The organism is Nakamurella flava (genome assembly GCF_005298075.1).
Lineage (GTDB): Bacteria > Actinomycetota > Actinomycetes > Mycobacteriales > Nakamurellaceae > Nakamurella > Nakamurella flava.
The window spans coordinates 276,705-299,884 of record NZ_SZZH01000004.1; the positions used below are offsets into that span (position 1 = coordinate 276,705).

Genomic DNA, 23,180 nt, shown 5'->3' on the forward strand with positions numbered 1-23,180 from the left:
GGGCGATGACCGGATCCGATCTGACGGTCGGCGGGACCGACCGGGGCGTGCCCGTCCCGACCGCGGCGGCCACCGTGGCCGGCGCGCCCCCCGTGGTCGCCCTCGACCTGGACCGCACCCTCATCTACTCGCGGACCGCGATCGACCGGTCCGGCGGTGACCCCACGGCCCAGGGTGCGGTCGACCCGGCCGACCTGCGCTGCGTCGAGGAACTGGACGGGGCCGAGCAGTCGTTCATGACGGTCGGCGCGATCGGCCACCTGCTCGACCTGCGGGAGCGGGCCACCGTGGTGCCGACCACCACCCGGACCCCGGCCCAGTTCGAGCGGGTCCGCGTCCCCGGCGGCCCGACGCGCTACGCGGTGACCAGCAACGGCGGCCGGCTGCTGGTCGACGGGGTCGACGACCAGGACTGGCACCGCTCGGTCCGGACGGTGCTGGCCGAGCGCAGCGCGCCCCTGGACGAGGTGGTCGCCGAACTCGACACCCGCCTCGGCGGGTGGACCCGCAGCCGACGCATCGCCGACGACCTGTTCTGCTACCTCGTCGTCGACCTCGCGACCATGCCCGACGACTTCCTGCCCCACTGGTCCGCCTGGTGCGGCGCGCACGGGTGGGCGGTGTCCCGGCAGGGCCGCAAGGTCTACGCGCTGCCCGTCGGCCTGACCAAGGACGCCGCCGTGACCGAGGTGCTGCGGCGCACCGGCGCGACCCGGCTGCTGGCCGCCGGCGACGGGTCGCTGGACGCCGGGATGCTGTCGCTGGCCGCCGCCGCCATCCGTCCGCCGCACGGCGAGCTGGCCGAGTCCGACTGGCGCCGTCCCCACGTCGCCGTCGCCACCGCGGCCGGCATCCGGGCCGGCGAGGAGATGCTCGGTTGGCTGCTGGCCCGGTTGGACCCGGACGTCGTCCCGACCAGCTGATCCGGCCTTCGTTCCGGCACCGGTCCACGCTTCCCGGCCGTCGCCGTTTATCCCCGTCCGCGGACGGGCACGCGCTTGTCAGGGCGAACATCGCTGTCCGCCGTCAGCACGTTCCCTCGCAGAGTCGGAGAATCACGCCATGTCCCTGAGCGTCCTGGTCACCGGCGCCTCCGGATTCGTCGGATCGCGTCTGGCCCCCCAGCTCGTCGAGGCCGGTCACGACGTCCGCGCCATGACCCGTCATCCCGACGACTACGACGGCGCCGGGACCGCCGTCTTCGGCGACGTGAGCGACCCGGACAGCCTGAGCGCCGCCCTGGACGGCGTCGACGTCGCCTACTACTTCGTGCACTCCCTGGATTCCGACGACTTCGTGGAGAAGGACGCCGCCGCCGCGAGAGCTTTCGGCACGGCCGCGGCGAAGGCCGGCGTGCGGCAGATCATCTACCTGGGTGGTCTGGGCAAGGTCGAGGACCACTTGTCCGACCACCTGCGCTCGCGGCGCGAGGTGGAGAAGTACCTGGGTGAGGGCGGGGTGCCGGTGACGGTGCTGCGGGCCGCGGTGGTGATCGGGCACGGCGGGATCTCGTGGGAGATGACCCGGCAGCTGGTCGACCACCTGCCGGCCATGGTCGCGCCGAAGTGGGTCAAGACGAAGACGCAGCCGGTGGCCCTGCGGGACGTGCTGCGGTACCTGGTGGGCGTCCTGGACAACCCCGCGGCCAAGGGCCGGATCTTCGAGATCGGCGGCCCCGAGGTGCTGTGCTACGCCGACATGCTCAAGCGGGTCGCGGCCGTCAGCGGGAAGCGGGTGCCGCCGATCCTGCCGGTGCCGTTGCTCACGCCGCGACTGTCGTCCCTGTGGCTGTCGCTGGTCACCGACGTCGACCAGTCCACCGCCCGCAACCTCATCGACTCGATGAACAACGAGGTGGTGGTCACCGACCACAGCATCCTCGACGTCGTCCCCGGCGAGCCGATGGGCTACGACGAGGCCGTGCGGGTGGCGCTGGCCGAGCGGGCGGCCGACCCCGCCGTCCAGGACGGCGACGACAAGGCCGGCCGGAGCGCCGCGGCGGCGGGCGGGTCCCAGCGGTGACGGCTGCGGGTACCGGACCCTCGGAGACCGGGCCGGACACGCGTCCGGCGCCGGGCCGTTCGCTGCCCGCTCCCCGCCGTTTCGCCCGCCTGCGCTCCGTCGTCGACCCGTTGCTGGTCGACCGCGTGGACCGTGATCACCGGCAGACCGACGCCGCCTTCCGGCGACGGCGCATCGTCGCCGCCATCACCCTGGTGGTCGGTGGCACGCTGCTCGGGATCTCGCTGAACGTGCCGCGGGAATCCGCGGCCTTCTATCCGCTGACCATCGCGCTGGCGGCGACCTGGGTGATCGGCGGTTTCGCGTCGGGTCCGCTGCATCTGGGGCGGATCCAGTTCCGCAATCAGCTGCGCCGGCCGATCATCACCCCGCTGCTGCTCGGGCTGCTGCTGGGGCTGGTCTTCGTCGGCGGCGCGCTGATGGTGCGGGAGGTCCCGTGGCTGCGCGGCGAGGTCGAGTCGATCCTCGACTTCGCCCGCTACCAGTGGCTGCCGGTCGTCGTACTCATCACGTTCCTCAACGGGATCGCCGAGGAGATCTTCTTCCGTGGCGCATTGTTCGCCGCCATCGGCAGCCGCCACCCCGTCGCCATCTCGACGGTGATCTACGCGGCCGCCACGATCACCACCCTGAACCCGATGCTGGTCTTCGCCGCGGTACTCCTCGGAGTGGTCGTCGGCCTGGAACGCCGGGCCAGCGGCGGCATCCTCAGCCCGATCATCACGCACTGCACCTGGTCGCTGACGATGCTGCTGGTGCTGCCGCCGCTGTTCAACGCGGTCTGAGCACGGCCGTGCTGCGGGCCCGGAACCCCGGCCGTGCCGCGGGCTCCGGCCCGGAACAGAAAAGAGGCCCGGAACCCCGGCCGTGCTGCGGGCCGGCCCGGAACAGAAAAGAGGCCCACAGCGGCGTGCTGCGGGCCTCTTTCGGCCGATCCGACGTCGGGCTTCAACGGCGGAAGGGCTGCGGGCGGAGGGTGACGGCGATCACGCGCTCCTGACGTCATTCTCGCGCTTTCCTCAGCAACTGTTACCGCCTGGACGCAACTTTGATAAGACGTGACCTAGCGTCACCCGATCAGGATGTGGGCGCCCAGTCGATCATCGCGTGTTGTCGGAGCGCGCTCCGGCCGAGGATGGTCCTGCGGTCAACCAGGTCACCACGGCGCGGACGCGCTGGTTGTCGTCGGGATCGGCGGCCAGATCGAGCTTGTCGAACACCGCACGCAGGTGGGCGTCGACCGTTCGGCGGGAGATGAAGAGTGCGGCGGCGATGCCGGCGTTGCTCCGTCCGGCGGCAACATGCCCGAGCACCTCTCGCTCACGCTCGGTGAGAACCGCCAGTCGGCCGCCGTCGCGGCGCACGAAGCCGTCGACGACGGCCGGGTCGATCACGGTGCCGCCGGTGGCCACGGCGCGCAGATCGTGCAGGAAGGTCGTGGTGTCCAGTACGCGATCCTTGAGCAGGTAGCCGAACGCCTGGGCGCCGTCGCGGAGCAGCATCGCCAATAATCCCGGGTCGGCGAGGTCGCTGAGCATCAGAGCGGCCAGGGTCGGGAACCGCCGGCGCAGTTCGGCGACCGCCCGGGCCCCGTCGTCGAGGTGGTCGGGGGGCATCCGAATGTCGGCCAGCACCAGATCCGGACGGCCGTCGTTGACGGCGGTCACCAACGACCGGGCGTCGCCGACCTGCGCGACCACCTCGTGACCGGAAGCCCGCAGCAGGCGCACCAGGCCGTCCCGTAAGAGCACCTGGTCCTCGGCGATCACGACCCGCACGGCAGCACCGCCTCGACAACCGTTCCCCCGGCCTCGTTATCGCGGACCAGCAGCACTCCGCCGTGCCCGGCGACCCGTTCGGCCAGCCGGCGCAGCCCGGTCCCGAGGCGCGGATCGGCACCCCCGCGGCCGTCGTCTCGGACGACGACCGACAGTCGCCGGCCGTCCGGGCCGGGATCCGGCCCGGTCACGTCCACCTGGATGCGGGCGGCGGCCGCATGCTTGAGGGCGTTGCTCACCGCCTCGCCGACGATGAAGTAGGCGGTGGCCTCCAGGGAGGCCTCGAAGCGCTGCGGGGTCAGCCGCAGGTCGACCAGCGCGGCGACCGGGTCGAGCAGGACCGGCAGGGCGGCGGGCAAGCCGCCGTGCACCAGCACCTCGGGCAGGCTGCCGCCGCCCAGCGCCCGGACGTCGTGCACCAGGTCCCGCAGTGAGCCGACGGTCTCGGCGACCAGCAGGCGGGCGGTGGGATCGTCGAGTTCGGCCCCGGACAGCTGTAGGTGCAGGGCCAACCCCAGCAAACGGCCCTGCAAGCCGTCGTGCAGGTCCTGGCGCAGCCTCTCCCGCTCACGCTCGGCCGCTGCGTCGGCCCTGATCAGTTCCCGGGCCACCCGGATCTGCAGCAGCGCGGGCCGCAACACCGCGCTGCAGTCGCCGAGCGCGGTCAACCTGCTGCGGACCGCGGCGGTGCCGGGGTGGGCCCGGACGGTGGCCCGGCCGTCCCCGTCCCGGGCGAGGTCCACCGGGTCGACGAAGCCCAGGGCCGGGACCGGCTCGAGATCGGTGTCGACCCAGGTCTCGTCGTCGACCCGCCAGCACAGTGCAAGCGTGGGGTCCTGCACGATGTCCCGCAGCACCTGCAGCGCCACGGCCGCCCGGGCCTCGTCCGGGCCGTTCCCGTCGGCGGCGATGGCGTCCGCGAATTCCCGTGCCGGGTCGACCACCCGGCGGATCCACGCCTGCAACGACATCCACGGCAGTGCGACGAGGGCTGTCGCCCCGGCACCGACGGCCAACGCGGCCGGGGCGGGCAGGTCGAGCGACGTGGCCATGAGCGCCACGGCCAGTCCGACGATCACGGCCAGCACGGCCAGCAACGTGTGCAGGGCGGCGACGACCGCCCGCACCGTGAGCAGACCACTGGCGGACGGACCGACGGCGACCATCGCCAGCCCGGCCGCGGCGGCGCAACCGACCGAGTAGCCCAGCAGCAGGCCGGTGACGGCGCTGTCGTCGCTCCAGCCCAGGCTGGTACCCAACGCGGCCACCAGCAGGCACCAACCGATGACGGCGGGCGGGAGCGGAGCGGCCAATCCGGCCACCACCGCTCGGCGCCGGGCCTCCCCGGCGGCGCCCCGGACGGCGCTCCACGCACCCGCCGGGGCCAGCACGAAACCGCCGAACCAGGTCAACTGGCCGACCACGAGCAGGGCCGTGACCTGGGGCAGGACCAGCAGCCCGAGCCCGGTGGCCACCGCGCTGACTCCGGCGGTGGCGATGACGGCCGTCTCCCACCGACGGTGACGCCGACCGCTCACCCGGCTCGCCGCGAGCACCGGGATCAGTTGGACCAGGGTCAGGGGCACGACGTGGAACGCGGCCGCGGCCAGTTCGGTCCCGGGGCCGCCCAGCCCGGCGGCCGCCACGCTCATCAGTACCGGGTACGCGAGCATGGCGACTCCGAGCGCGACGCCGAGCGTCGGGACCGATCGGATGCCGGTCCATCGACGATCGGCCCGGGCGTGCGCGGCCACCGCCAGGACGGCGGCGCCGGCCACCCCCATCGCCCAGCGGGTCGGGGCGGACAGCCGGAACTCCGGGTCCAGCCAGGGCAGCGTCGAGGCGACGACCACGCCCACGAGACCGGCGACCGACCCGAGCAGCGCTCCGCGGCCGCGGACGCGGGGTCGGGGATCGGTCGGGGCCATGTCCAGCATCGTGGCGGGGTGGGGCGCGGAGCGGAATAGGTCAGAGCACCGATGTCCGCCCCACCCCCGCCTTCCTAGCGTCGGCACCCATCACCCGTGGGCCGTCCCGGCCCGTTCGTGCCGATCAGCAGGGAGAACCGCATGACCTCGACATCGTCCGGCCCGGGGAGCCCGGTCCGATCCCGTCCGGATGCGCCACCGGCGACCGCAGCCGGACCCCCGGGGGCTGGGGTCGCCGGCGTCGTCGGGGCGCTGCTGCTGGCGGTCACCAATGCGCTGGTCGCCCTGAACCCGGTCGAGGACACCGCGGGGCTGCTGCGACTGCTGGCCGAACGGCCCGGCTACGGGCAGGTCACGGTCATCGTCGGGCTGCTGGCTGCCGTACTCCTGGTGCCCGGAATCTGGGCATTCACTGCGCAGTTGCGCGGGCGCGCTCCGGCGTGGTCCGCCGTCGGCGGCTGGTTGATGGCCAGCGGCTACGTGCTGTCGGTGGCCCTGTCGGCCGACACGGCGACGGCACTGTCGGTGGCCGCGACCGGGGGCGATCCGGCGGTCTACGTCGATGCGGTCGACAACCACACGTCCGCCGCGGCCGTCGTGATGTACGCCGGTTTTGGGGTGGGCGCGCTGGCCGGTGGCCTGATCCTGGGGATCGCCATGCTGCGTCAGCAGGGGGCGGTGCCGGCGTGGGCCGGGTGGGCGCTCATCGCCTGCGAGCCGGTGCGGGTCGCCGGGCTGCTGCTGGGCGTGCCGTGGCTGCCGGCGGTGGCTTCGATGCTCATCGCGGCGGCTTTCGCGGGAACGGTGTTCGCCCCGCGGTGGGGGCGGCGGCCGGGGAGCTGACGCATCTGACCGACGAAGGACGAAGGGGCGGCGCCGATGACGGCGCCGCCCCTTCGTCCGGTCCTGCACACCCTCGTCAGTTGCCTTCCCAGGCCGCGGCCCAGGTCTTCGGCCCCACGATGCCGGACGGGTTGATGCCCTGCTTCGTCTGAAAGTCGACCACCGCGGTCTTGGTGTTCGGCCCGTAGAAACCGGTGCCGATCAGGCCGTAACCGCGGGTGGCCAGCTGCTTCTGGAAGCACTGCAGCTGGGCGTCGGTGTCACCCTCGACGAACTGCCGTCCGGGCCAGGCCGGGGCGATGGCCGCACCGAGGCTGCACGAGTCTGCGGTCGGCGGGGTGTACCCGCCCCCGCCCCCGGCGGAACCGGAGCCGCCACCGGACGCGGACCCGCCACCCGAGGCGGCGTCTGACCAGGCCGCGGCCCAGGTCTTGGGACCGATGTACCCGACGACGTTCAGCCCCGCCTTGGTCTGCAGGTCGAGGACGGCGGCCTCGGTCTTGGGTCCGAAGTAGCCGGTGCCGGTGAGGTCGTAGCCGCGGCTGCCCATCTGCTTCTGCCAGGCCTTGAGGTCCTCGGAGTAGTCGCCCTGGGCGTAGGTGCGTCCCGGCCACTCTGGTGCGCCACCGGCGGCTTCCCCACCGCCGGAGTCGGACCCGCCGCCGGAGCCGCTGCCTTCCGAGCCGCCCCCGGACCCGCCCTGGTTGCCGGGCACGGGCGGGGCGACCCCGGAGCCGGCGTCACCGTCGTCGCTGAGCCCGACCAGACGGGCGCAGACCCACGGCTCCCAGCCGCGCTGCCGGTACAGGGTCAGGGCGCGGTAGTCCTGCTCCTCGGGCGAGGCCTGATCGGGGCGCCCACTGCCCCCGACCGACTGCCAGGTGGAGAGGTCGAATTGGTAGGCGCCGTAGTAGCCGTTGCCCGTGTTGATGTCGTACTGGTTGGTGGACTCGCACATCCGGAGCTGATACCAGTCATCCGCCGATGGGTCCGCCGACGCCGTGCCGGCGAAGCCGAGAAGACCGGCTGCGACGGAGGTGGCGACGACGGACGCGACGGCTAGAGCACGCCGCATGGGCGCCCTTCCCCGGTCCCGCGTCAGCCGGGTACGGGCAGCCGCCATCGCCAACGGTCGGGACCGCACGCACACCGACGAATCAGTCGATGGCAGAACACATCCCGACCAGTGACACGTCACTGGCGTCCCCGAACCTGCGGTGCCCCTTCCCCTTGCTCGACACCGCATGCCGCACGTCGTCCCCGCTCGACCGCTTCGTATTGCTCGAACCGGTCCCGACGGCGCCTGAGCGAGGTACGGCGTCTCGGGTGACGTCCCACACGGACGTTCGATTCACCGTAAGCGACGTGTCACAGCAGTCACAACAGTCCCAACTAACACTTCCTTTACTCAGCATGGACCGCCGTGACGGTGCGACACGCCGTCCCCCTCAGCGGTTCCGCCGGACGGGGTCGTGCCCCCGAACGGCGCCCCGACGGGCTCCGGAGCGTGATCATGGTCGCCGATCCGCGCCAGCCTGTCCCGATCCGCTGATCCGCCGAGCGACCGCCGAACGCACCCCTTTCGAGTGACGGGACGGCCGGTTCGTCGCGCGTTCTGCGCCGAACCGACGACCCGGGAAATGCCGAACGGCCGGCCGCCACGAACAGTGGCGGCCGGCCGTTCAGGTCCTGCCGGACGTGCGGGAGGCGGGTCAGGCCTTCAGCGACTTGCCAGCCGAGCCGAGCTGCTGGCAGGCCTCGACGACGCGCTCGGACATGCTGACCTCGGCGAGCTTGTTGTAGACGCGCGGGTCGTAGGCCTTCTTGTTGCCGACCTCGCCGTCGATCTTCAGCACGCCGTCGTAGTTGGAGAACATATGACCGGCGATGGGCCGGGTGAAGGCGTACTGGGTGTCGGTGTCGATGTTCATCTTCACCACGCCGTAGGACACCGCCTCGGCGATCTCCTCGGCCGACGAGCCGGACCCGCCGTGGAAGACCAGCGAGAACGGCTTGGAGCCGGCGGCCTGGCCCAGCTTGGCGGCCAGCGCGTCCTGACCGTCCTTGAGCACCGACGGGCGCAGCTTGACCCCGCCGGGCTTGTAGACGCCATGCACGTTGCCGAAGGTCGCGGCGACGATGTAGGAGTTCTTCTCCGGCTCACCCAGGGCGTCCAGGGTCGCGACGAAGTCCTCGGGCGAGGTGTAGAGCTTGTCGTTGATCTCGTGGGCGACGCCGTCCTCCTCGCCACCGACGACCCCGACCTCGATCTCGAGGATGATGTTGGCCGCCTTGGTCAGGGCCAGCAGCTCCTTGGCGATCTCCAGGTTCTCGTCGAGCGGGATGGCCGAGCCGTCCCACATGTGCGACTGGAAGATGGGCTGGCCGCCGGCCTTGACCCGCTCCGTGGAGAGCGCGATGAGCGGCCGGACATAGGTGTCCAGCTTCTCCTTCTGGCAGTGGTCGGTGTGCAGCGCGATGGTGACGTCGTACTTGTCGGCCACCACCTTGGCGAACTCGGCGAGGGCGACGGCTCCGGTGACCATGTCCTTGACGTTGACGCCGGACGCGTGCTCGGCCCCACCGGTCGAGACCTGGATGATGCCGTCGCTGCCGGCGTCGGCGAAGCCCTTGATCGCCCCGTTGATGCTGGTCGACGACGTGATGTTGATGGCCGGGTAGGCGAAGCCGCCCTCCTTGGCCCGTTCGAGCATCGCCGAGTAGGTCTCCGCTGTGGCGAGGGGCATGACGTGTCCTTCCGCGTGGTGCAGTGCGGCGAGCCGGTCGGCCGCCGGTCGTGCGAGTGCTGGGTCGAGGTCGGTGGTGGTACTGCGTGGTCGTACTGCGCCGGACCTCCGGGCCCGCGGGCTGCACCCGCCCACCGTGGTGGGCCGGCGAGCGCCCGCCTGGGGCAAGGCTATCGGCAGGTCTTCCGCGCGGCGCGCGGTCCCCCGCCCGTCGGTCGGCGGCCGGCGGCCCCGAGCGGGACGACCTCTGGGCGGTAGGGGGCGGACCGGGTCGGGGACCCGCTCACCGCGCGACGCCGAGCGGTCCCGTGGTGCCCCGGCGGATCAGTTCGGTGCCGACCGAGACCACCGACGGGGGCCGCGGTCCCGGGCCGGTCACCTGCTCCAGGAGCAGCCGGGCGGCGATGCGGCCCTGGTCCTTGACCGGCTGGGCGACGGTCGACAGGTCGAACAGGTAGGACAGGTCGTGTCCGTCGACGCCGATGATCGACAGGTCGCCGGGCACGCTCAGCCCCCGGGAGCGGGCCGCGTAGATGGCTCCCATCGCCACCTCGTCGCTGACGGCGAAGATGGCGGTGGGTGGGGCCACCCCCGGCTGGGAGAACACCCGGTGCAACGCCGCCTCGCCGCCGTCGATGGAGAACCCACTGACCTGGAACAGCTGAGGGTCGGGTTCCAGCCCGGCGTCCCGCATCTCGAGCTCGAAGCCGCGGGCGCGGTCGGTGGCGACGGTGAACCCGTCGGTATGGCTGCCGTCGTCGTCCCCGAAGAAGGCGATGCGTCGGTGGCCGAGGGCGAGCAGGTGGCGGGTGGCCGCGCGACCCACCTGCTCGTTGTCGACCAGCACACCGGACAGCCCCTGCACCGCGGTCCCGACCGTGACGACCGGGATGTGCAGCGTCTGCAGCGAGTGCAGCGAGGAGTCCATGAGCGGCACGTTGAGGGCGAGCAGTCCGTCGACCCGCTTGCCGATGGCCCGCGAGTTGATGACGTACCCGCCGCGGGGGTCGCTCGGGGTGGCGACGGGGTAGAGCAGCAGGTCGTAGCCCGCGGCCCCGAAGACCTCCTGCGCGCCGTCGATGACGGCGCTGAAGAACCAGCGGGAGACCCAGGGGGCGACGATGCCGAAGGTGTTGGTGCGCCCGGTGATGAGGGCGGACGCCGACGGCGAAGGGAAGTAACCGAGGGTGGCCGCGGCCTTCTCGACCGCCACTCGCGTGGAGGCCGAGACCCCGGGGAGGCCACGGAGGGCCCGGGACACGGTGGCCGGCGAGAAGCCGGAGGCCGCGGCGACCTCGACGATCCCGATGGGCGAGCCCAGCGGCAGAGATCCGATCTCTGCCGCCGGACTCCCGTTGGTGACCGGTGAAGCTGGTGGTTCGGGTTCCGACATCGGTGGAAACGTCCGTCTCTCGTGATCCGTCTCGGCGCTGTCGGACGTGGCGCTAGTCCGGGGCCGCGATCAGCCCTTCACACCGCCGGCCAGCAGGCCGCGGACGAAGTACCGCTGCAGACCGATGAACACGGCCAGCGGAACGATGATCGAGATGAACGCACCGGCCGAGAGCAGCTCCCACTGCGAGCCCTTGGAACCGGACAGCTCGGCGATGGCCGCGGTGATCGGTCGCAGGTTCGGGCTTGGGGCGAAGACGGTGGCGACCAGCAGGTCGTTCCACACCCACAGGAACTGGAAGATCCCGAAGGCCGCGATGGCCGGGATCAGCAGCGGCATGAGCACGACGAAGAAGATCTTCACGTGGCCCGCGCCGTCCACCCGGGCGGCCTCGACGATCGACCGGGGGACCTCCTTCATGAAGTTGTGCAGCAGGAAGATCGCCAGCGGCATACCGAAGATGGTGTGCGCGATCCAGACCGGCCAGAACGAGTTCTGCAGCCCGGCGTTGACGAAGAGCGTCTGCAACGGGATCAGGGCGACCTGCAGCGGGACGATCTGCAGGGCGAAGATCGCCACGAAGATGGCGTCGCGGCCCTTGAAGTCGATCCAGGCGAACGCGTACGCGGCCAGCAGGGCCAGGGTGATCGGGATGACCACGGCCGGCAGCACGATGACGAACGAGTTGAGGAAGAAGTTGCCCAGCCCACCGGCCGAGTTGCTCAGCGCGTTCGAGTAATTGTCGATCGTAAAGCCGGGGTTGGCGAAGAACGTCCACCACCCGCTGTTCTGGATGTCGCTGACCGGGCGGAACGAGGTGACCAGCAGACCGAAGGTCGGAATCGTCCACAGGATCGCGATGATGATGGCCAGGCCGGACGCCCACGGGGACGACAGCTTGGTCTTCGCGTCCTGCAGGCGCATCGCCTTCTTCTGCTGCCGGGCGGAGTACTTCTCCTCCGGCGTCGAGTCCGTGGTGATCGGCAGCTCGATCGCCTGACCGGATTGGCTCATCGGGTCTCCTCCACCAGGCGCATCTGCCGCACGTTGTAGGCGATGACCGGGATGACGATGATGAACAGGATGACCGCCAGCGCGGCACCGACACCGACACCGCCCTGACCCTGTCGGAACGACTGTGTGTAGAACTCGTTGGCCACGACCGAGGTGCCGAACTGGCCACCCGTCATGGTCCGGACCACGTCGAACGCCTTCAGGGTGCCCATGGCGATAGTGGTGAGTACGACGACCACCGCGGGGCGGATGGTCGGCACGGTGACCTTGCGGAACAGCTTGAAGCCGGTGGCCCCGTCGAGCTGGGCCGCCTCGATGATGTCGTCCGGCACGGCCTTGATGGCCGCGGACAGCACGGTCATGGCGAACCCGGCCTGGATCCAGATCATCACGATGATGAGGAAGAACGTGTTCCACGGCTCGGTGATGAGGAACTGGTAGGGCTCCAGACCCAGCCAGACGAGCAGCTGGTTGGCCAGGCCAATCTGGGGGGAACCGGCCTGGCGGTACTCGTAGACGAACTTCCAGATGATCGACGCGCCCACCATCGAGATGGCCATGGGCAGGAAGACCAGCGCCTTGGCGAACTTCTCGAACCGGGTCCGGTCGACCAGCACCGCGTAGATGAGGCCGATGGCGGTGGCCAGGATCGGTACGAGAAGGACCCAGAGGGCCGTGTTGATGAGGACCTTCTGGAAGCCCGCGTCAGAGAACACCCGGCTGTAGTTGTCCAGGCTGAAGACCAGCTCGGACGACCGCTGGCCGGTCGTCCGGTCGATGACCGGCTTACCGTTCGGACCGAGGACAGCCTGGCTGACCTGGAAGGACTGAATCGCCGTCTTGATGGCCGGCCAGAGCAGGCCGACGGCCAGCGCGGCCAGCACCGGACCGACGAAGCCCGTGACCACCACCCACGTCGGCACCTTGGGCCGGTCGATGGCCCAGAGGATGAGACCCATGATCGCGACGAACAACACGATCGCCACGACCATGACGAGCAGCTTGTCCGTGACGGACGTCGGCTGCAGGAACCAATCCATGTCAACGCTCCCTTCTGTCTAAGGACCGGGCACATGGGTCCCGCGGGCCGCGGCCCGCTCCGACTGGTCGAAGCGGGCCGCGGGTACCGACGGTGCTCAGGTGCCGATGGCGGTCAGGTCAGCTGGCCGGCCAGGCGGCTTCGATGTTGTTCAGCGTGGTCTGGTCGTCCTGACCGGTGACCCACGCGGTGAACTGCTTCCACTCGGCATCCGAGCCGACCGGAGCCGGCATCAGGTCGGAGGCGTCGAAGCGGAACGTGGTGTCCGGCTTCTGCAGGGTCTCGAGCGCGGTCTGCTGGATCGGGCTCGGGACGTTGGAAGCCTGCAGACCGCGGTTGGCCGAGATCCACGAGCCGGCCTTGGCGCGGGCGTTGGCGAACTCCGGCGAGGCGAGGAAGTACATCATCGCGTCGACCTCGGGACGGCCGGAGGCGGCGTTCGCGAACTGCGCGTAGAAGGTGCCACCACCCAGGACGGTGTTACCGAAATCGGTGGTCTTCGGCGGGAAGTAGAACGCGTTGACGTCACCGTCCGGGCCGAGCTTCACGTTCTTGAAGTTCGCGTCGAAGTTGGCGGCCTGCCGCGACAGGGTGCACTGACCGTCCTGGATCTTGGCGGACGGATCGTTGAACTCGGTCGAGGCGATGGTGTCCACGCCACCGAAGCCGGCGTTCACGTACTTCGGATCCTTCAGGACCTTGCCGACCTCGGCCAGCGAAGACGCGATCTTCGGGTCGTTGAAGGGGATCTCGTGCTTGACCCACTGGTCGTACACGTCGGGGCCCCAGTCACGGAGGACGTACTCCTCCAGCCAGTCGGTGATCTGCCAGCCGGTGGCCTCACCGGACTTGATGCCGATGCACCACGGGGGCGTGGTGGCCGCGACCTTGTCCTGCAGGGCGGTCAGCTCTTCCCAGGTGGTCGGGATCGAGTACCCGTTGTCCTTGTAGAGCTTGGTGTTGTACCAGACCAGGGACTTGAAGTCGGCGTTGTTCGGGATACCGAACGGGATGTCGTTGATGACCCCGTAGTTCATCCAGTCCTCGGGGAAGTACTTCCGGGCGAAGGTCTCGACATCGGGATCGAGCGGGATGACCTTGCCGGTGTCGTTGACCAGCTGGGAGATCAGGCCGGGCTGCGGGAAGATGCCGATGTCCGGCGGGTTGCCCGACTGCACGCGGACGACGATCTGCGCCTCGAACTCCTTGGAGCCCTCGTAGCTGACCTCGGCGCCGGTGCACTCGGTGAACAGCTTGTACGCGTCGATGTACGGCTGATCCTCGGGGGCGACGATCGTGGTGTAGACGCTGACCTTCTTGCCGGTCAGGTCGCCGTACTTGCTCTTGACGTCCTCGCACCAGGTGCTGGTCGCACCGACGGTGCCACCGTCGGTGCTGCTGCCGGACGTCGTCGCGGAACCGCCGCTGGTCGTCGTCGACCCGGCGCCGGCGGTGTCCGACGCCGCCGGGGTCGTGGAACCACCACCGCAGGCCGTCAGCACCAGCGCGGCCGCGGAAATGCCTGCGATCGCCATCGTCAGCTTCTTTGCCGATCTTTGACTCACTCGGCCGTCCTCCCATGCTCTTCCGATACGCGTGTGAGGGCGCTCACACGCTCGAGCCATGGAAACGTTTTCGTGGGTTTTCCGCAACTCGAACGCGGACATCCGTCGTAACAATTAGGTAACCCGGTCTAGCCGTCCCCTTAGGCCAAGTCCGAACGGGTGGCATCGGCGACACCCGACCAGCGGATGCGCTGTCGTATCGACTGAGCTCGCGGCCCCCATGCCGCTCGACAAGCCGTCGAACGGAGGAAAGATCCGCTGAGATCGCAGGTTTCGGGTCGTTGTCGCAATCGTTATTCGATCGACATTCGCCGGGAGGCCCCGGCCACCACCCGGCCGCCATGCCAGGATCGGAACCCGGAGCGAGAGACCGACGACGACAGCACACGCCGAGGAGGTGCGATGAGCGAGCCGCATCCGTCACCCGCGCCGGACCGTCCCGACGCGCACCACGCCGCGGAGCCGGAATCGGTGGTCGAACGGACGCTCGGCACCCTCGCCTCGCTCAACCCCGCCTACGCCGCCGACCACGAACCGCCGTCCCCGTCGCCCGGCCCGATCACCATCGACGACCTGTACCGCTCCCACCGCATGCAGATGGTGCGGCTCGCGATCCTGCTGGTCGACGACCTGGCCAGCGCGGAGGACGTCGTCCAGGAGGCCTTCGCCGGGCTCTACCGCAACTGGGGCGGGCTGCGCGATCGGGCCGCAGCGATCGGCTACCTACGCACCGCCGTCGTGAACGGCTCCCGCTCGATGCTGCGCCGCCGGCGGACCGCCCGGGCCTACGTCCCGCCGGATCCGGGTACCGCCCGCTCGGCCGAGTCGCTCGCGATGCTGTCCGCCGAGCACCAGGCCGTGGTGACCGCCCTGGCCGACCTGGCCCCCCGGCAACGGGAAGTGCTGGTGCTGCGCTACTACGGCGGGCTGTCCGAGGCCGAGATCGCCGCGGCCACCGGGCTGTCCAAGGGCACGGTCAAGTCCACCGCCAGCCGGGCCGTGGCCAAGCTGGGCGACATGATCAGGGCCCAGTCGTGAGCGTCGGGCCACCCCCCGACCGGCACCGGGACGGCCCGGCGAAGGCGCCGGACGACCGGGCCGAGCAGGTGCTGTCCCAGGCACTTCGGGTGATGGCCGGAGGCGGGCGGCGAAGTCCGGAAACGGCGAGCGCCGTCGATGCCCCCTGGTGGGACCGGGCGACCACCGTGCAACTGCTGCTCGTCGCGGTACTGGTCGGTCTGGTCGTGGGCGGCTTGGCCGGCATCGTCTCCCTCCTGCTCTGACCCCCGGGCCGTGACCGCTGCCCCGCCTCCCCGAAGGAGCCCAGTCTTGTCGACCGACACCACGTCCGCCGTCGAGTCGCCCGCCGTCCCGGCCGGGGACGATCCGCTCTGGTGGCGGACCGCCGTCGTCTACGAGGTCTATCCCCGCAGCTTCGCCGACGGCGACGGCGACGGGATCGGCGACCTGCCCGGGCTGATCGGGCGGCTCGACCACCTGGTGGAACTCGGGGTGGACGCCCTCTGGATCGCGCCCTGGTACCCGTCGCCGATGAAGGACGGCGGGTACGACGTCAGCGACTACCGGGCGATCGACCCGGTCTTCGGCACACTGGCCGACGCCGACGAGCTGGTGGCCCAGGCCCACCGGCGCGGCCTGCGGATCATCATCGACCTGGTCGCCAACCACACCTCCGACCAGCACGCGCTCTTCCAGGCGGCCCTCGCGGCGGGGCCCGGCAGCCCGGAACGGGAGCGGTACTTCTTCCGGGACGGCCGCGGACCGAACGGCGACGAACCGCCGAACGACTGGATCAGCGCCTTCGGCGGCCGGGCCTGGACCCGACTGACCGGCCCGGACGGCCGCCCCGAGCAGTGGTACCTGCACCTGTTCGCCCCGGAACAGCCGGACCTGAACTGGGAGCACCCGGACGTCGTCGCCCTGTTCAACGAGGTCCTGCGCTTCTGGTTCGACCGCGGCGTCGACGGCATCCGGGTCGACGCGGCGTCGGCGATGGCCAAGACGCCCGGCCTGCCGGACGCCGGTCACGCCCCGGGCGCCCTGTTCGACTCGGCGAACTGGACCGACAACCCGCACTGGGACGTCGACGACCTGCACACCATCCTGCGGCGGTGGCGCGCCATCGGCGACAGCTACGACCCGCCGCGGGTGTTCGTCACCGAGGCCGTCGTCAACGGGCCGGAGCGGCTGAGCCGGTACGTGCGGCCGGACGAGATGCACACGACGTTCAACTTCGGCTACATGAAGGTCGGCTGGGACGCCGACGGTATCCGCGGCATCGTCGACGCCACCCGCTCGGCGCTGGCCGGCACCGGCGCCCCGGCCACCTGGGTGCTCTCCAGCCACGACGAGACCCGGCACGTCACCCGCTTCGGTCGCACCGACACCCGCACCGCGGTCATGGGGTTCGACACCGGCTCCGGGGTCGACGTCGACCTGGGCCGGCGGCGGGCGCGGGCGGCCGCCCTGCTCACCCTGGCGCTGCCGGGCAGCGCCTACCTCTACCAGGGCGAGGAGCTCGGTCTGGAGGAGGTCGACGACCTGCCGGACGAGCTGCTGCAGGACCCGACGTGGGAACGTTCCGGCCGCACCGTCCGCGGGCGGGACGGCTGCCGGGTACCGCTGCCGTGGTCCGGCGAGGCGCCGCCCTTCGGTTTCGGTCCGGTGTCGTCGCGGCCGTGGCTGCCCCAGCCGACGCGCTGGTCGGCGTTCACCGCGGAACGGCAGGCGCAGGACGCGGCCTCGACCCTCTCGCTCTACCGCTCGGCGCTGCGACTGCGGCACTCCGAGGCCGGTCTGCGGGGCGAGGACTTCGCCTGGGTCTCCGGTGCCCCGGCCGCGGTGGTCGCGTTCCGGCGCGGGACCGGCGCGGGTCAGGTCCAGTCGTGGACCAACTTCGGCGCCGAGTCCGTCGCCCTCCCTGATGGGGCCCTGGTGCTCCTGGACAGCACCCGGGGCGGCTCAGCCGGCGGCCCGGCGGTCGTCGGACCCGACACGACGGTGTGGTGGAGAGCGGTTGCGTCCGTGTGAGAACACTCTCCGTGGCCGACGCACTCCTCTGTTGACCCTCGGTAACTCGGCGAACGACCGATACCCTCGGTCCTCGTGACCACCGCGAACCTCGCCCTGCTGCCCGGCTGGCTCGACCCGTCGAACCTGATCACCGCCATGGGCTCGTGGGCGGTGGCCGGCATCCTGCTGATCATCTTCTGCGAGTGCGGCATCCTGCTGGGCTTCTTCCTGCCCGGTGACACGCTGCTGTTCATCGCCGGCCTGTTCGTCGCGACCGGCGCGCTGGACATCAACCTGGTGCTGTTCATCGCGCTGCTGGCCGTCGCCGCCTTCGTCGGCAACATGGTCGGCTACGCCATCGGCTACCGCGTCGGGCCGCCGGTGTTCAGCCGGCCCAACGCCAAACTGCTCAAGCACGAGTACATCGAGAAGTCCGAGGCCTTCTTCGCCAAGTACGGCAAGGTCACCGTCGTCCTGGCCCGGTTCGTCCCCGTCGTCCGCACGGTCGCCACGGTGATGGCCGGGGCATCGCGGATGGACGCCAAGATCTACACGCTGTACTCCGCGATCGGCGGCGTCATCTGGGTCGGCGTGGTCACGACCGCCGGTTACTTCCTCGGCCAGATCGACTTCATCAAGAACAACGTCGACCTGATCGTCGTCGCCGCGGTGGTCATCGTGGTCGCCTTCAGCGCGGTGCCGGCAGCCATGCACTGGATGTCCAAGCGCCGGGGCAAGCCGGCCGTCGGCGAGTGAACCGGTGACCATCGACCTGTCCACCATCCAGACCACCCTCGTCTGGGTGCTCGTGGCGATCGGCGTGGTCGGCCTGCTCGGGGCCATCCTGCTGAAGAAGATCATCGGCAAGGTGATCGTGCTGGCCCTCGCCGCCGTCGTCGTCCTCGTGCTCTGGCAGCAGCGTCAGCAGGTACTCGACCTGGCCAACGAGCTCAAGGACACCGGCTGCCGCATGACGCCGACCTTCCTCGGCATCCAGGTGTCCCTGCCCTCATCGTGGTGTTCGCCTGCGTAGAGCAGTCTCCCGCGTGGATCAGACGCGTTGGGCCACCGTGTGGCCGGGGTCGCTCTCGTTGCGGGCCTTGGTGACGAAACGCCCGGTGCCGGTGTCGCGGTAGACCAGGCGATGGTTGGCGGTGCCGTCGCCGATCCGCTCCTTCATCGCGGTGCCCGGCGATGCGGCGGCCTCGCCGGACGAGACGAAACGACCGTTGCCGGCGCTGCGGTGGACAGAACGGGTCATAGCAACCACTCCCCCTGCCGAGCTGCCAGTCAGCTCGTCAAGCCGATTGTCGGCAGCCTCGGCATTCGGGGGAACTCCCTCGCCTGGACATCACACGACCGTGTCGGCGAGTCGTCGAGACGTCTGCTGGCGCGGTGATTGTCCGGTTCAGTGGGCGATCGGGGCGGCGGAGACCGAACGCTCGGTCGTTCCGCCCGACCCATCCGGGTCCGGGACGACGGCGTGCTGCCGGATCCAGGCGTGCATGGCGATCCCCGCGGCGACGCCCGCGTTGATGGACCGGGTGGAGCCGAACTGGGCGATGGAGACCACCCGGGCCGCACCGTCGCGCGCCGCGTCGGTCAGGCCGGACGACTCGGCCCCGAAGAGCAGCAGACAGTCCCGCGGCAGGTCCGCGGTCTCGATCGGCCGGGCCCCGGGCAGGTTGTCGACGGCCACCACGGTCAGACCGGCCCCGGCGGCGAAGGCCAGCACGTCCGCGACCGTCTCGTGGTGCCGCAGGTGCTGGTAGCGGTCGGTGACCATCGCTCCCCGGCGGTTCCACCGGCGCCGTCCGACGATGTGCACTTCGGCGGCGGCGAACGCGTTGGCCGTGCGCACCACCGTGCCGATGTTCAGGTCGTGACCGAAGTTCTCGATGGCCACGTGGAACGAGTGCCGGCGGCGGTCGAGGTCGGCGACGATCGCCTCCCGCCGCCAGTAGCGGTACCGGTCGACGACATTGCGGCGGTCGCCGTGCTCCAGCAGCTCGGGGTCCAGGCGCTCGTCGTCGGGCCAGGGCCGTGGGTGCGGCCCGACCCCGACGTCGGTCCCGGGGGACGTCCATTCGGTGGGGCCGGGCGACTCGTCCGCGGACGTCACATCGGAGGCAGGTCGAGGTCGCCCAGGCCGAGCAGGTAGCGGTACTCCAACCCCGCGTCGGCCAGGACCTTGTCGGCGCCGGTGCCGCGATCGACGATCGTCGCGACCCCGATGACCTCGGCGCCGGCCTCGCGAAGCGCGGTCACCGCGGTCAGCGGGGAGGCGCCGGTGGTGGTGGTGTCCTCCACGACGAGCACCCGACGGCCGACCACGTCCGGACCTTCGATACGCCGCTGCATGCCGTGGTGCTTGGCCTCCTTGCGGACCACGAAGCAGTCCACCGGTCGCCCCGGGGCGTGCATCACGGCCCCGGCGACCGGGTCGGCGCCCAGGGTCAGGCCACCGACCGCGGCATAGTCCCAGTCGGCGGTGAGCTGCCGGAGCAGGACGCCGATGAGCGGCCCCGCCTCGTGGTGCAGGGTCGCGCGCCGCAGGTCGACGTAGTAGTCCGCCTCCCGTCCGGAGGACAGGGTGACCCGCCCCCACACCACGGACAGCTCGCGCACCAGTTCGGCCAACCGGCTGCGGGCGGCCGCGTCGGGGGCCGGGCCGGTGTCGGGCGCTCCTGCCACCGGGAAACCGGTGAGCTCGGAGAGTTCGGCGGCGGGGCCGTCGGCGGTGGCGTGGGGGTTCGTCTCGGCGGCCGGATCCGGCAGAACAGTCACGCGACCAGGGTGTCACACCAGGTCATCACCGCCGCGCCGTGGCCGACCGCGCCGGACCTCAGGTGAAGATGCTGACCCCGCCCGGTCCGACGAGCAGACCGACGACGATGAGGACCACGCCCCACAGCAACTGCTTGCGGACGATGGCGACGATGCCGCTGATCACCAGGATGACGGCGAGGATCCACAGCAGAGTGGCCACGGCACAGCTCCTTCCACACGACGTGGTCGGGCGGTTCCCCGTCAGGGACCTCGGGTGCGATCACGCGGATCACCGTCCGGCCGCTGGGCGCATCAACATTTCCCGAGCCGGCAGTCTGCGAAACGGGGGTCACCCTCCCGGGGACGACCCGGTGACCGGTGGTTCCGGCCGAATCTGGGTATGTGAGGGAAGCGGGGGCCGGCGCCGCCGGCCCATCACGAGGAAGAGGTGGACCCGATGACGGACCCAGCGACGAACCAGCCCCCGGCGGACGGTGCGGAGACGGACGAGATCCCCAACGCCGAGACCGGCGTGGGAGTCGGCGCCGACGCGGAGCCGGACACCTTCGAACCGGAGGAGCCCTCGCACTGACTCTGCCGGGTCGGCCCGGCCGGCCCGGTGACCGGAGGGCCGGTCATCCCGCCGGGGATGGCCGGCCCTCGGCCGACGTCAGGTGCGGCCCTTGGCCTTGACCTTCGCCGCCGATCTCCGTACGAGGCTGCGCGGGGCGAGCTTGGTGAACAGGTAGATCCCCTTGTAGAGGGCACCCGGGATCGACAGCGGCTTGCCGGCCCGGAATTCGGCGAGCGAGGTGGCGACCAGCTTGTCGACGTCCACGTAGGCCCACCCGGGGGTCGAGCTCATGTCGATGCGGGCGCGCTGATGGAACTCGGTACGGACGAAGCCCGGACACAGGGCCTGGACGTGGACGCCGGTGCCCCGCAGGGACATGGCCAGGCCCTCGCTCAACGACACGACGAACGCCTTGGTCGCGCCGTACGTCGATCCACGCCCGGGGACGAGCCCGGCGGTGGAGGCCACGTTGATCACTCCCCCGCGGCCCCGGGCGATCATCCCGGGCAGCGCGGCGTGGGTGAGGACCAGGACGGCCACCGAGTTCAGCTCGACCTGCCGGACCAGATCGCCGGAGTCGGCGTGGAGGAAGTCGACCCCGAGTGTGCTGCCCGCGTTGTTGACCAGCAGATCCACCGGGCGGGCGGCGTCCTGCAGGCGGGCGACCACCGTCTGGCGCTCGTCGGGGTCGGACAGGTCGGCGACGATCGTCTCGACGTCCGGGGCGCCGGCGGCCAGCAGTTCGGTGCGGCGGGCGGCCAGCCGGTCGCCGTCGCGGGCCACCAGCACCAGCGGCCGGCGTTCGGCGGCCAGGTGCCGGGCGAAGGCGTGTCCGATGCCTGATGTCGCCCCGGTGACCAGAGCGGCGGCGGGCTGGGATTTCTCGGCACCGTTCGTCATGCGGCCCACGGTAGTGGGGGCCGTTTCGCCCGTTGGGTGGGTGCCGCGGCGAACGCCGGGCTCACCGGGCGCACCGGTGTCAGACTTCCGGCATGGACGCCCGCGAGATCCGCAAGGTCTACCTCGACTTCCAGGCCGAGCACGGCCACGCCGTCATCCCGCGGGCCAAACTGGTCCCACAGGACGACCCGACGACCCTGTTCACCGGGAGCGGTATGCAGCCGCTGCTGCCGTACCTGCTCGGCAAGCCGCACCCGCAGGGTCGCCGGCTGGCCGACAGCCAGACCTGCCTGCGCGTGCAGGACATCGAGGAGGTCGGCGACAACCGCCACACCACCTTCTTCGAGATGCTCGGCAACTGGAGCCTCGGCGACTATTTCAAGGCCGAGCAGCTGCCGTGGGTGTGGACGTTCCTGACCGACAAGGTCGGCCTGGACCCGGAGCGCATCTTCGTCACCTGCTACTCGGGCGATGAGGAGAACGGCATCGCCAAGGACACCGAGAGCGCCGAGATCTGGACCCGGCTGTTCACCGAGGCCGGCATCTCCGCCGATCAGGCCGACGTCGGCACCGAGGAGCACGCCGCCGCGGTCGGCACCGGCGGGGCGCGCATCGCGTTCTACAGCAAGAAGAATTGGTGGTGCCGCGGCGGTTCCGCGGCGGCGATGCCGCCGGGCGAGCCGGGTGGGCCGGACTCCGAGATCTTCTACCTGTTCCCGTCGATCGAGCATGACCCGGCGTACGGCGAGCACTGCCACCAGAACTGTGACTGCGGGCGGTACATCGAGCTGGGCAACTCGGTCTTCATGGAGTTCGCCAAGAACGACGCCGGCGGGTTCGACGAGCTGCCGGCCCAGAACGTCGACTACGGCGGCGGTCTCGAGCGCATCGCCGCGGCGTCCATCGACAGCCCGGACGTCTACCGCATCAGCCTGATGTGGCCGATCATCGAGCGGCTGCAGGAACTGTCCGGGAAGTCCTACGACACCCACACCGTCGCACTGCGGGTGGTCGCCGACCACCTGCGTGGGGCCACGTTCCTGGCCGTCGACGGGATCGTGCCGTCCAACAAGACGCAGGGTTACGTGATGCGCCGGCTGGTCCGGCGGGCCATCCGCTTCGCCTTCGAGCTGGGCCTGGAGGAGGACTTCTTCCCCCAGATCCTCCCGGTGATCGGCGAGCTGTACGCCTCCGACTATCCCGAGGTGGCCGAGTCTCTCGACCGGGTGACCGCGGTGCTGGTCAAGGAGGAGAAGGCTTTTCGCCGCACCCTGCGCAAGGGGCTCAAGCAGCTGCGCGGCTACCGGCGGACCGGCGTGGGCGGCGAGGAGCTGTTCGTCCTCTACGACACCTTCGGGTTCCCGGTCGAGCTGTCCACCGAGGAGGCCAAGAACCAGGGCATCGAACTGCAGGACGGCTGGCGGCAGGCCTTCGAGGCCAAGCTGAACGAGCAGCGCGCTCGCTCGCAGCAGGCCTCGACCATGAAGCCCTGACCGACGCCACCCCTCCCCGGGGGGGGGGTGATATGGGGGCGCCCCGCCCCCCCGCGGGGGAGGCGTGGACGACCCCCCGCGG

At 70.8% G+C, this 23,180-nt stretch carries 24 protein-coding genes; 11 read left to right on the forward strand and 13 right to left on the reverse strand.

What is annotated here, in order from left to right; genetic code table 11:
* The first annotated feature begins 5 nt into the window (after positions 1 to 5).
* From FDO65_RS17095 to FDO65_RS17105, 3 genes are all read left to right on the forward strand, one after another.
* Positions 6 to 923 (forward strand): HAD family hydrolase, encoded by a 918-nt coding sequence (locus FDO65_RS17095; RefSeq protein WP_205850119.1) that lies wholly within the window; start codon positions 6 to 8, stop codon positions 921 to 923.
* A gap of 145 nt (positions 924 to 1,068) precedes the next feature.
* Positions 1,069 to 2,022 carry an NAD(P)H-binding protein gene (locus FDO65_RS17100; RefSeq protein ID WP_137450976.1) on the forward strand — a complete coding sequence of 318 codons (954 nt, stop codon included), beginning with the start codon at positions 1,069 to 1,071 and terminating at the stop codon, positions 2,020 to 2,022.
* 62 nt (positions 2,023 to 2,084) lie between these two features.
* Positions 2,085 to 2,807, forward strand: coding sequence for a CPBP family intramembrane glutamic endopeptidase (locus FDO65_RS17105; RefSeq protein ID WP_420847551.1), 723 nt, complete (start codon positions 2,085 to 2,087; stop codon positions 2,805 to 2,807).
* A gap of 315 nt (positions 2,808 to 3,122) precedes the next feature.
* Here the strand turns inward: FDO65_RS17105 and FDO65_RS17110 are convergent, their stop codons facing one another.
* Together FDO65_RS17110 and FDO65_RS17115 are read right to left on the reverse strand one after the other, a co-directional pair.
* On the reverse strand, positions 3,123 to 3,800 hold the full coding sequence (locus tag FDO65_RS17110; protein WP_137450931.1) for a response regulator transcription factor: 678 nt from the start codon (positions 3,798 to 3,800) through the stop codon (positions 3,123 to 3,125).
* On the reverse strand, positions 3,788 to 5,728 hold the full coding sequence (locus tag FDO65_RS17115; protein ID WP_137450932.1) for an ATP-binding protein: 1,941 nt from the start codon (positions 5,726 to 5,728) through the stop codon (positions 3,788 to 3,790). Before FDO65_RS17115 ends, FDO65_RS17110 begins: the two co-directional genes overlap by 13 nt.
* Positions 5,729 to 5,869: 141 nt before the next feature.
* Here FDO65_RS17115 and FDO65_RS17120 point away from each other — a divergent pair, with 141 nt between their 5' ends.
* Positions 5,870 to 6,571, forward strand: a complete 702-nt coding sequence (locus FDO65_RS17120; RefSeq protein ID WP_137450933.1) for a hypothetical protein — start codon at positions 5,870 to 5,872, stop codon at positions 6,569 to 6,571.
* A gap of 76 nt (positions 6,572 to 6,647) precedes the next feature.
* On the opposite strand, the gene FDO65_RS17125 is transcribed toward FDO65_RS17120, so the two are convergent.
* The 6 genes from FDO65_RS17125 to FDO65_RS17150 all read right to left on the reverse strand — a co-directional run bounded on the left by FDO65_RS17125 (position 6,648) and on the right by FDO65_RS17150 (position 14,299).
* The gene (locus tag FDO65_RS17125) at positions 6,648 to 7,646 is read right to left on the reverse strand and encodes a peptidoglycan-binding protein (RefSeq protein WP_137450934.1); all 999 of its coding nucleotides are present in this window, start codon (positions 7,644 to 7,646) and stop codon (positions 6,648 to 6,650) included.
* Positions 7,647 to 8,283: 637 nt separating this feature from the next.
* A complete protein-coding gene (fbaA, locus tag FDO65_RS17130; RefSeq protein ID WP_137450935.1) occupies positions 8,284 to 9,318 on the reverse strand; it encodes a class II fructose-bisphosphate aldolase in 1,035 nt (344 codons plus the stop codon).
* 283 nt (positions 9,319 to 9,601) lie between these two features.
* The gene (locus tag FDO65_RS17135) at positions 9,602 to 10,711 is read right to left on the reverse strand and encodes a LacI family DNA-binding transcriptional regulator (RefSeq protein WP_137450936.1); all 1,110 of its coding nucleotides are present in this window, start codon (positions 10,709 to 10,711) and stop codon (positions 9,602 to 9,604) included.
* 69 nt (positions 10,712 to 10,780) lie between these two features.
* The gene (locus FDO65_RS17140) at positions 10,781 to 11,725 is read right to left on the reverse strand and encodes a carbohydrate ABC transporter permease (RefSeq protein WP_137450937.1); all 945 of its coding nucleotides are present in this window, start codon (positions 11,723 to 11,725) and stop codon (positions 10,781 to 10,783) included.
* Complete coding sequence (locus FDO65_RS17145) at positions 11,722 to 12,765, reverse strand: carbohydrate ABC transporter permease (protein WP_137450938.1); 1,044 nt, start codon at positions 12,763 to 12,765, stop codon at positions 11,722 to 11,724. Before FDO65_RS17145 ends, FDO65_RS17140 begins: the two co-directional genes overlap by 4 nt.
* A 118-nt stretch (positions 12,766 to 12,883) precedes the next feature.
* Entirely contained in the window at positions 12,884 to 14,299 is a 1,416-nt protein-coding gene (locus FDO65_RS17150) for an ABC transporter substrate-binding protein (protein WP_137450939.1), read from the reverse strand.
* Positions 14,300 to 14,731: 432 nt separating this feature from the next.
* On the opposite strand from FDO65_RS17150, the gene FDO65_RS17155 reads away from it, so the two are divergent.
* The 5 genes from FDO65_RS17155 to FDO65_RS17175 all read left to right on the forward strand — a co-directional run bounded on the left by FDO65_RS17155 (position 14,732) and on the right by FDO65_RS17175 (position 18,395).
* Positions 14,732 to 15,367, forward strand: a complete 636-nt coding sequence (locus FDO65_RS17155) for a SigE family RNA polymerase sigma factor (protein ID WP_137450940.1) — start codon at positions 14,732 to 14,734, stop codon at positions 15,365 to 15,367.
* Positions 15,364 to 15,612 carry a hypothetical protein gene (locus FDO65_RS17160; RefSeq protein ID WP_137450941.1) on the forward strand — a complete coding sequence of 83 codons (249 nt, stop codon included), beginning with the start codon at positions 15,364 to 15,366 and terminating at the stop codon, positions 15,610 to 15,612. Before FDO65_RS17155 ends, FDO65_RS17160 begins: the two co-directional genes overlap by 4 nt.
* Before the next feature lie 46 nt (positions 15,613 to 15,658).
* A complete protein-coding gene (locus tag FDO65_RS17165) occupies positions 15,659 to 17,380 on the forward strand; it encodes a glycoside hydrolase family 13 protein (protein ID WP_240757684.1) in 1,722 nt (573 codons plus the stop codon).
* A 75-nt stretch (positions 17,381 to 17,455) separates the two neighbouring features.
* On the forward strand, positions 17,456 to 18,118 hold the full coding sequence (locus tag FDO65_RS17170) for a DedA family protein (RefSeq protein ID WP_137450943.1): 663 nt from the start codon (positions 17,456 to 17,458) through the stop codon (positions 18,116 to 18,118).
* A gap of 4 nt (positions 18,119 to 18,122) precedes the next feature.
* Positions 18,123 to 18,395, forward strand: a complete 273-nt coding sequence (locus tag FDO65_RS17175; RefSeq protein WP_137450944.1) for a hypothetical protein — start codon at positions 18,123 to 18,125, stop codon at positions 18,393 to 18,395.
* An 18-nt stretch (positions 18,396 to 18,413) separates the two neighbouring features.
* On the opposite strand, the gene FDO65_RS17180 is transcribed toward FDO65_RS17175, so the two are convergent.
* The 4 genes from FDO65_RS17180 to FDO65_RS22290 all read right to left on the reverse strand — a co-directional run bounded on the left by FDO65_RS17180 (position 18,414) and on the right by FDO65_RS22290 (position 20,351).
* Positions 18,414 to 18,623: an ABC transporter ATP-binding protein gene (locus tag FDO65_RS17180; protein WP_137450945.1), complete on the reverse strand. Its 210-nt coding sequence runs from the start codon at positions 18,621 to 18,623 to the stop codon at positions 18,414 to 18,416.
* Positions 18,624 to 18,770: 147 nt separating this feature from the next.
* Complete coding sequence (locus tag FDO65_RS17185; RefSeq protein ID WP_137450946.1) at positions 18,771 to 19,484, reverse strand: TrmH family RNA methyltransferase; 714 nt, start codon at positions 19,482 to 19,484, stop codon at positions 18,771 to 18,773.
* Positions 19,481 to 20,056 carry an orotate phosphoribosyltransferase gene (pyrE, locus tag FDO65_RS17190; RefSeq protein WP_137450978.1) on the reverse strand — a complete coding sequence of 192 codons (576 nt, stop codon included), beginning with the start codon at positions 20,054 to 20,056 and terminating at the stop codon, positions 19,481 to 19,483. The genes FDO65_RS17185 and pyrE overlap by 4 nt, the downstream gene beginning before the upstream one ends.
* Before the next feature lie 151 nt (positions 20,057 to 20,207).
* Positions 20,208 to 20,351, reverse strand: a complete 144-nt coding sequence (locus tag FDO65_RS22290) for a GPGG-motif small membrane protein (protein WP_166442262.1) — start codon at positions 20,349 to 20,351, stop codon at positions 20,208 to 20,210.
* A gap of 237 nt (positions 20,352 to 20,588) precedes the next feature.
* Between FDO65_RS22290 and FDO65_RS23145 the strand changes: the two genes are divergently transcribed.
* On the forward strand, positions 20,589 to 20,723 hold the full coding sequence (locus FDO65_RS23145; RefSeq protein WP_276606869.1) for a hypothetical protein: 135 nt from the start codon (positions 20,589 to 20,591) through the stop codon (positions 20,721 to 20,723).
* A 78-nt stretch (positions 20,724 to 20,801) separates the two neighbouring features.
* Here the strand turns inward: FDO65_RS23145 and FDO65_RS17195 are convergent, their stop codons facing one another.
* Positions 20,802 to 21,605 carry an SDR family NAD(P)-dependent oxidoreductase gene (locus tag FDO65_RS17195; RefSeq protein WP_137450947.1) on the reverse strand — a complete coding sequence of 268 codons (804 nt, stop codon included), beginning with the start codon at positions 21,603 to 21,605 and terminating at the stop codon, positions 20,802 to 20,804.
* Positions 21,606 to 21,697: 92 nt separating this feature from the next.
* Between FDO65_RS17195 and FDO65_RS17200 the strand changes: the two genes are divergently transcribed.
* Positions 21,698 to 23,098, forward strand: a complete 1,401-nt coding sequence (locus FDO65_RS17200; protein ID WP_137450948.1) for an alanine--tRNA ligase-related protein — start codon at positions 21,698 to 21,700, stop codon at positions 23,096 to 23,098.
* Positions 23,099 to 23,180: the final 82 nt, after the last annotated feature.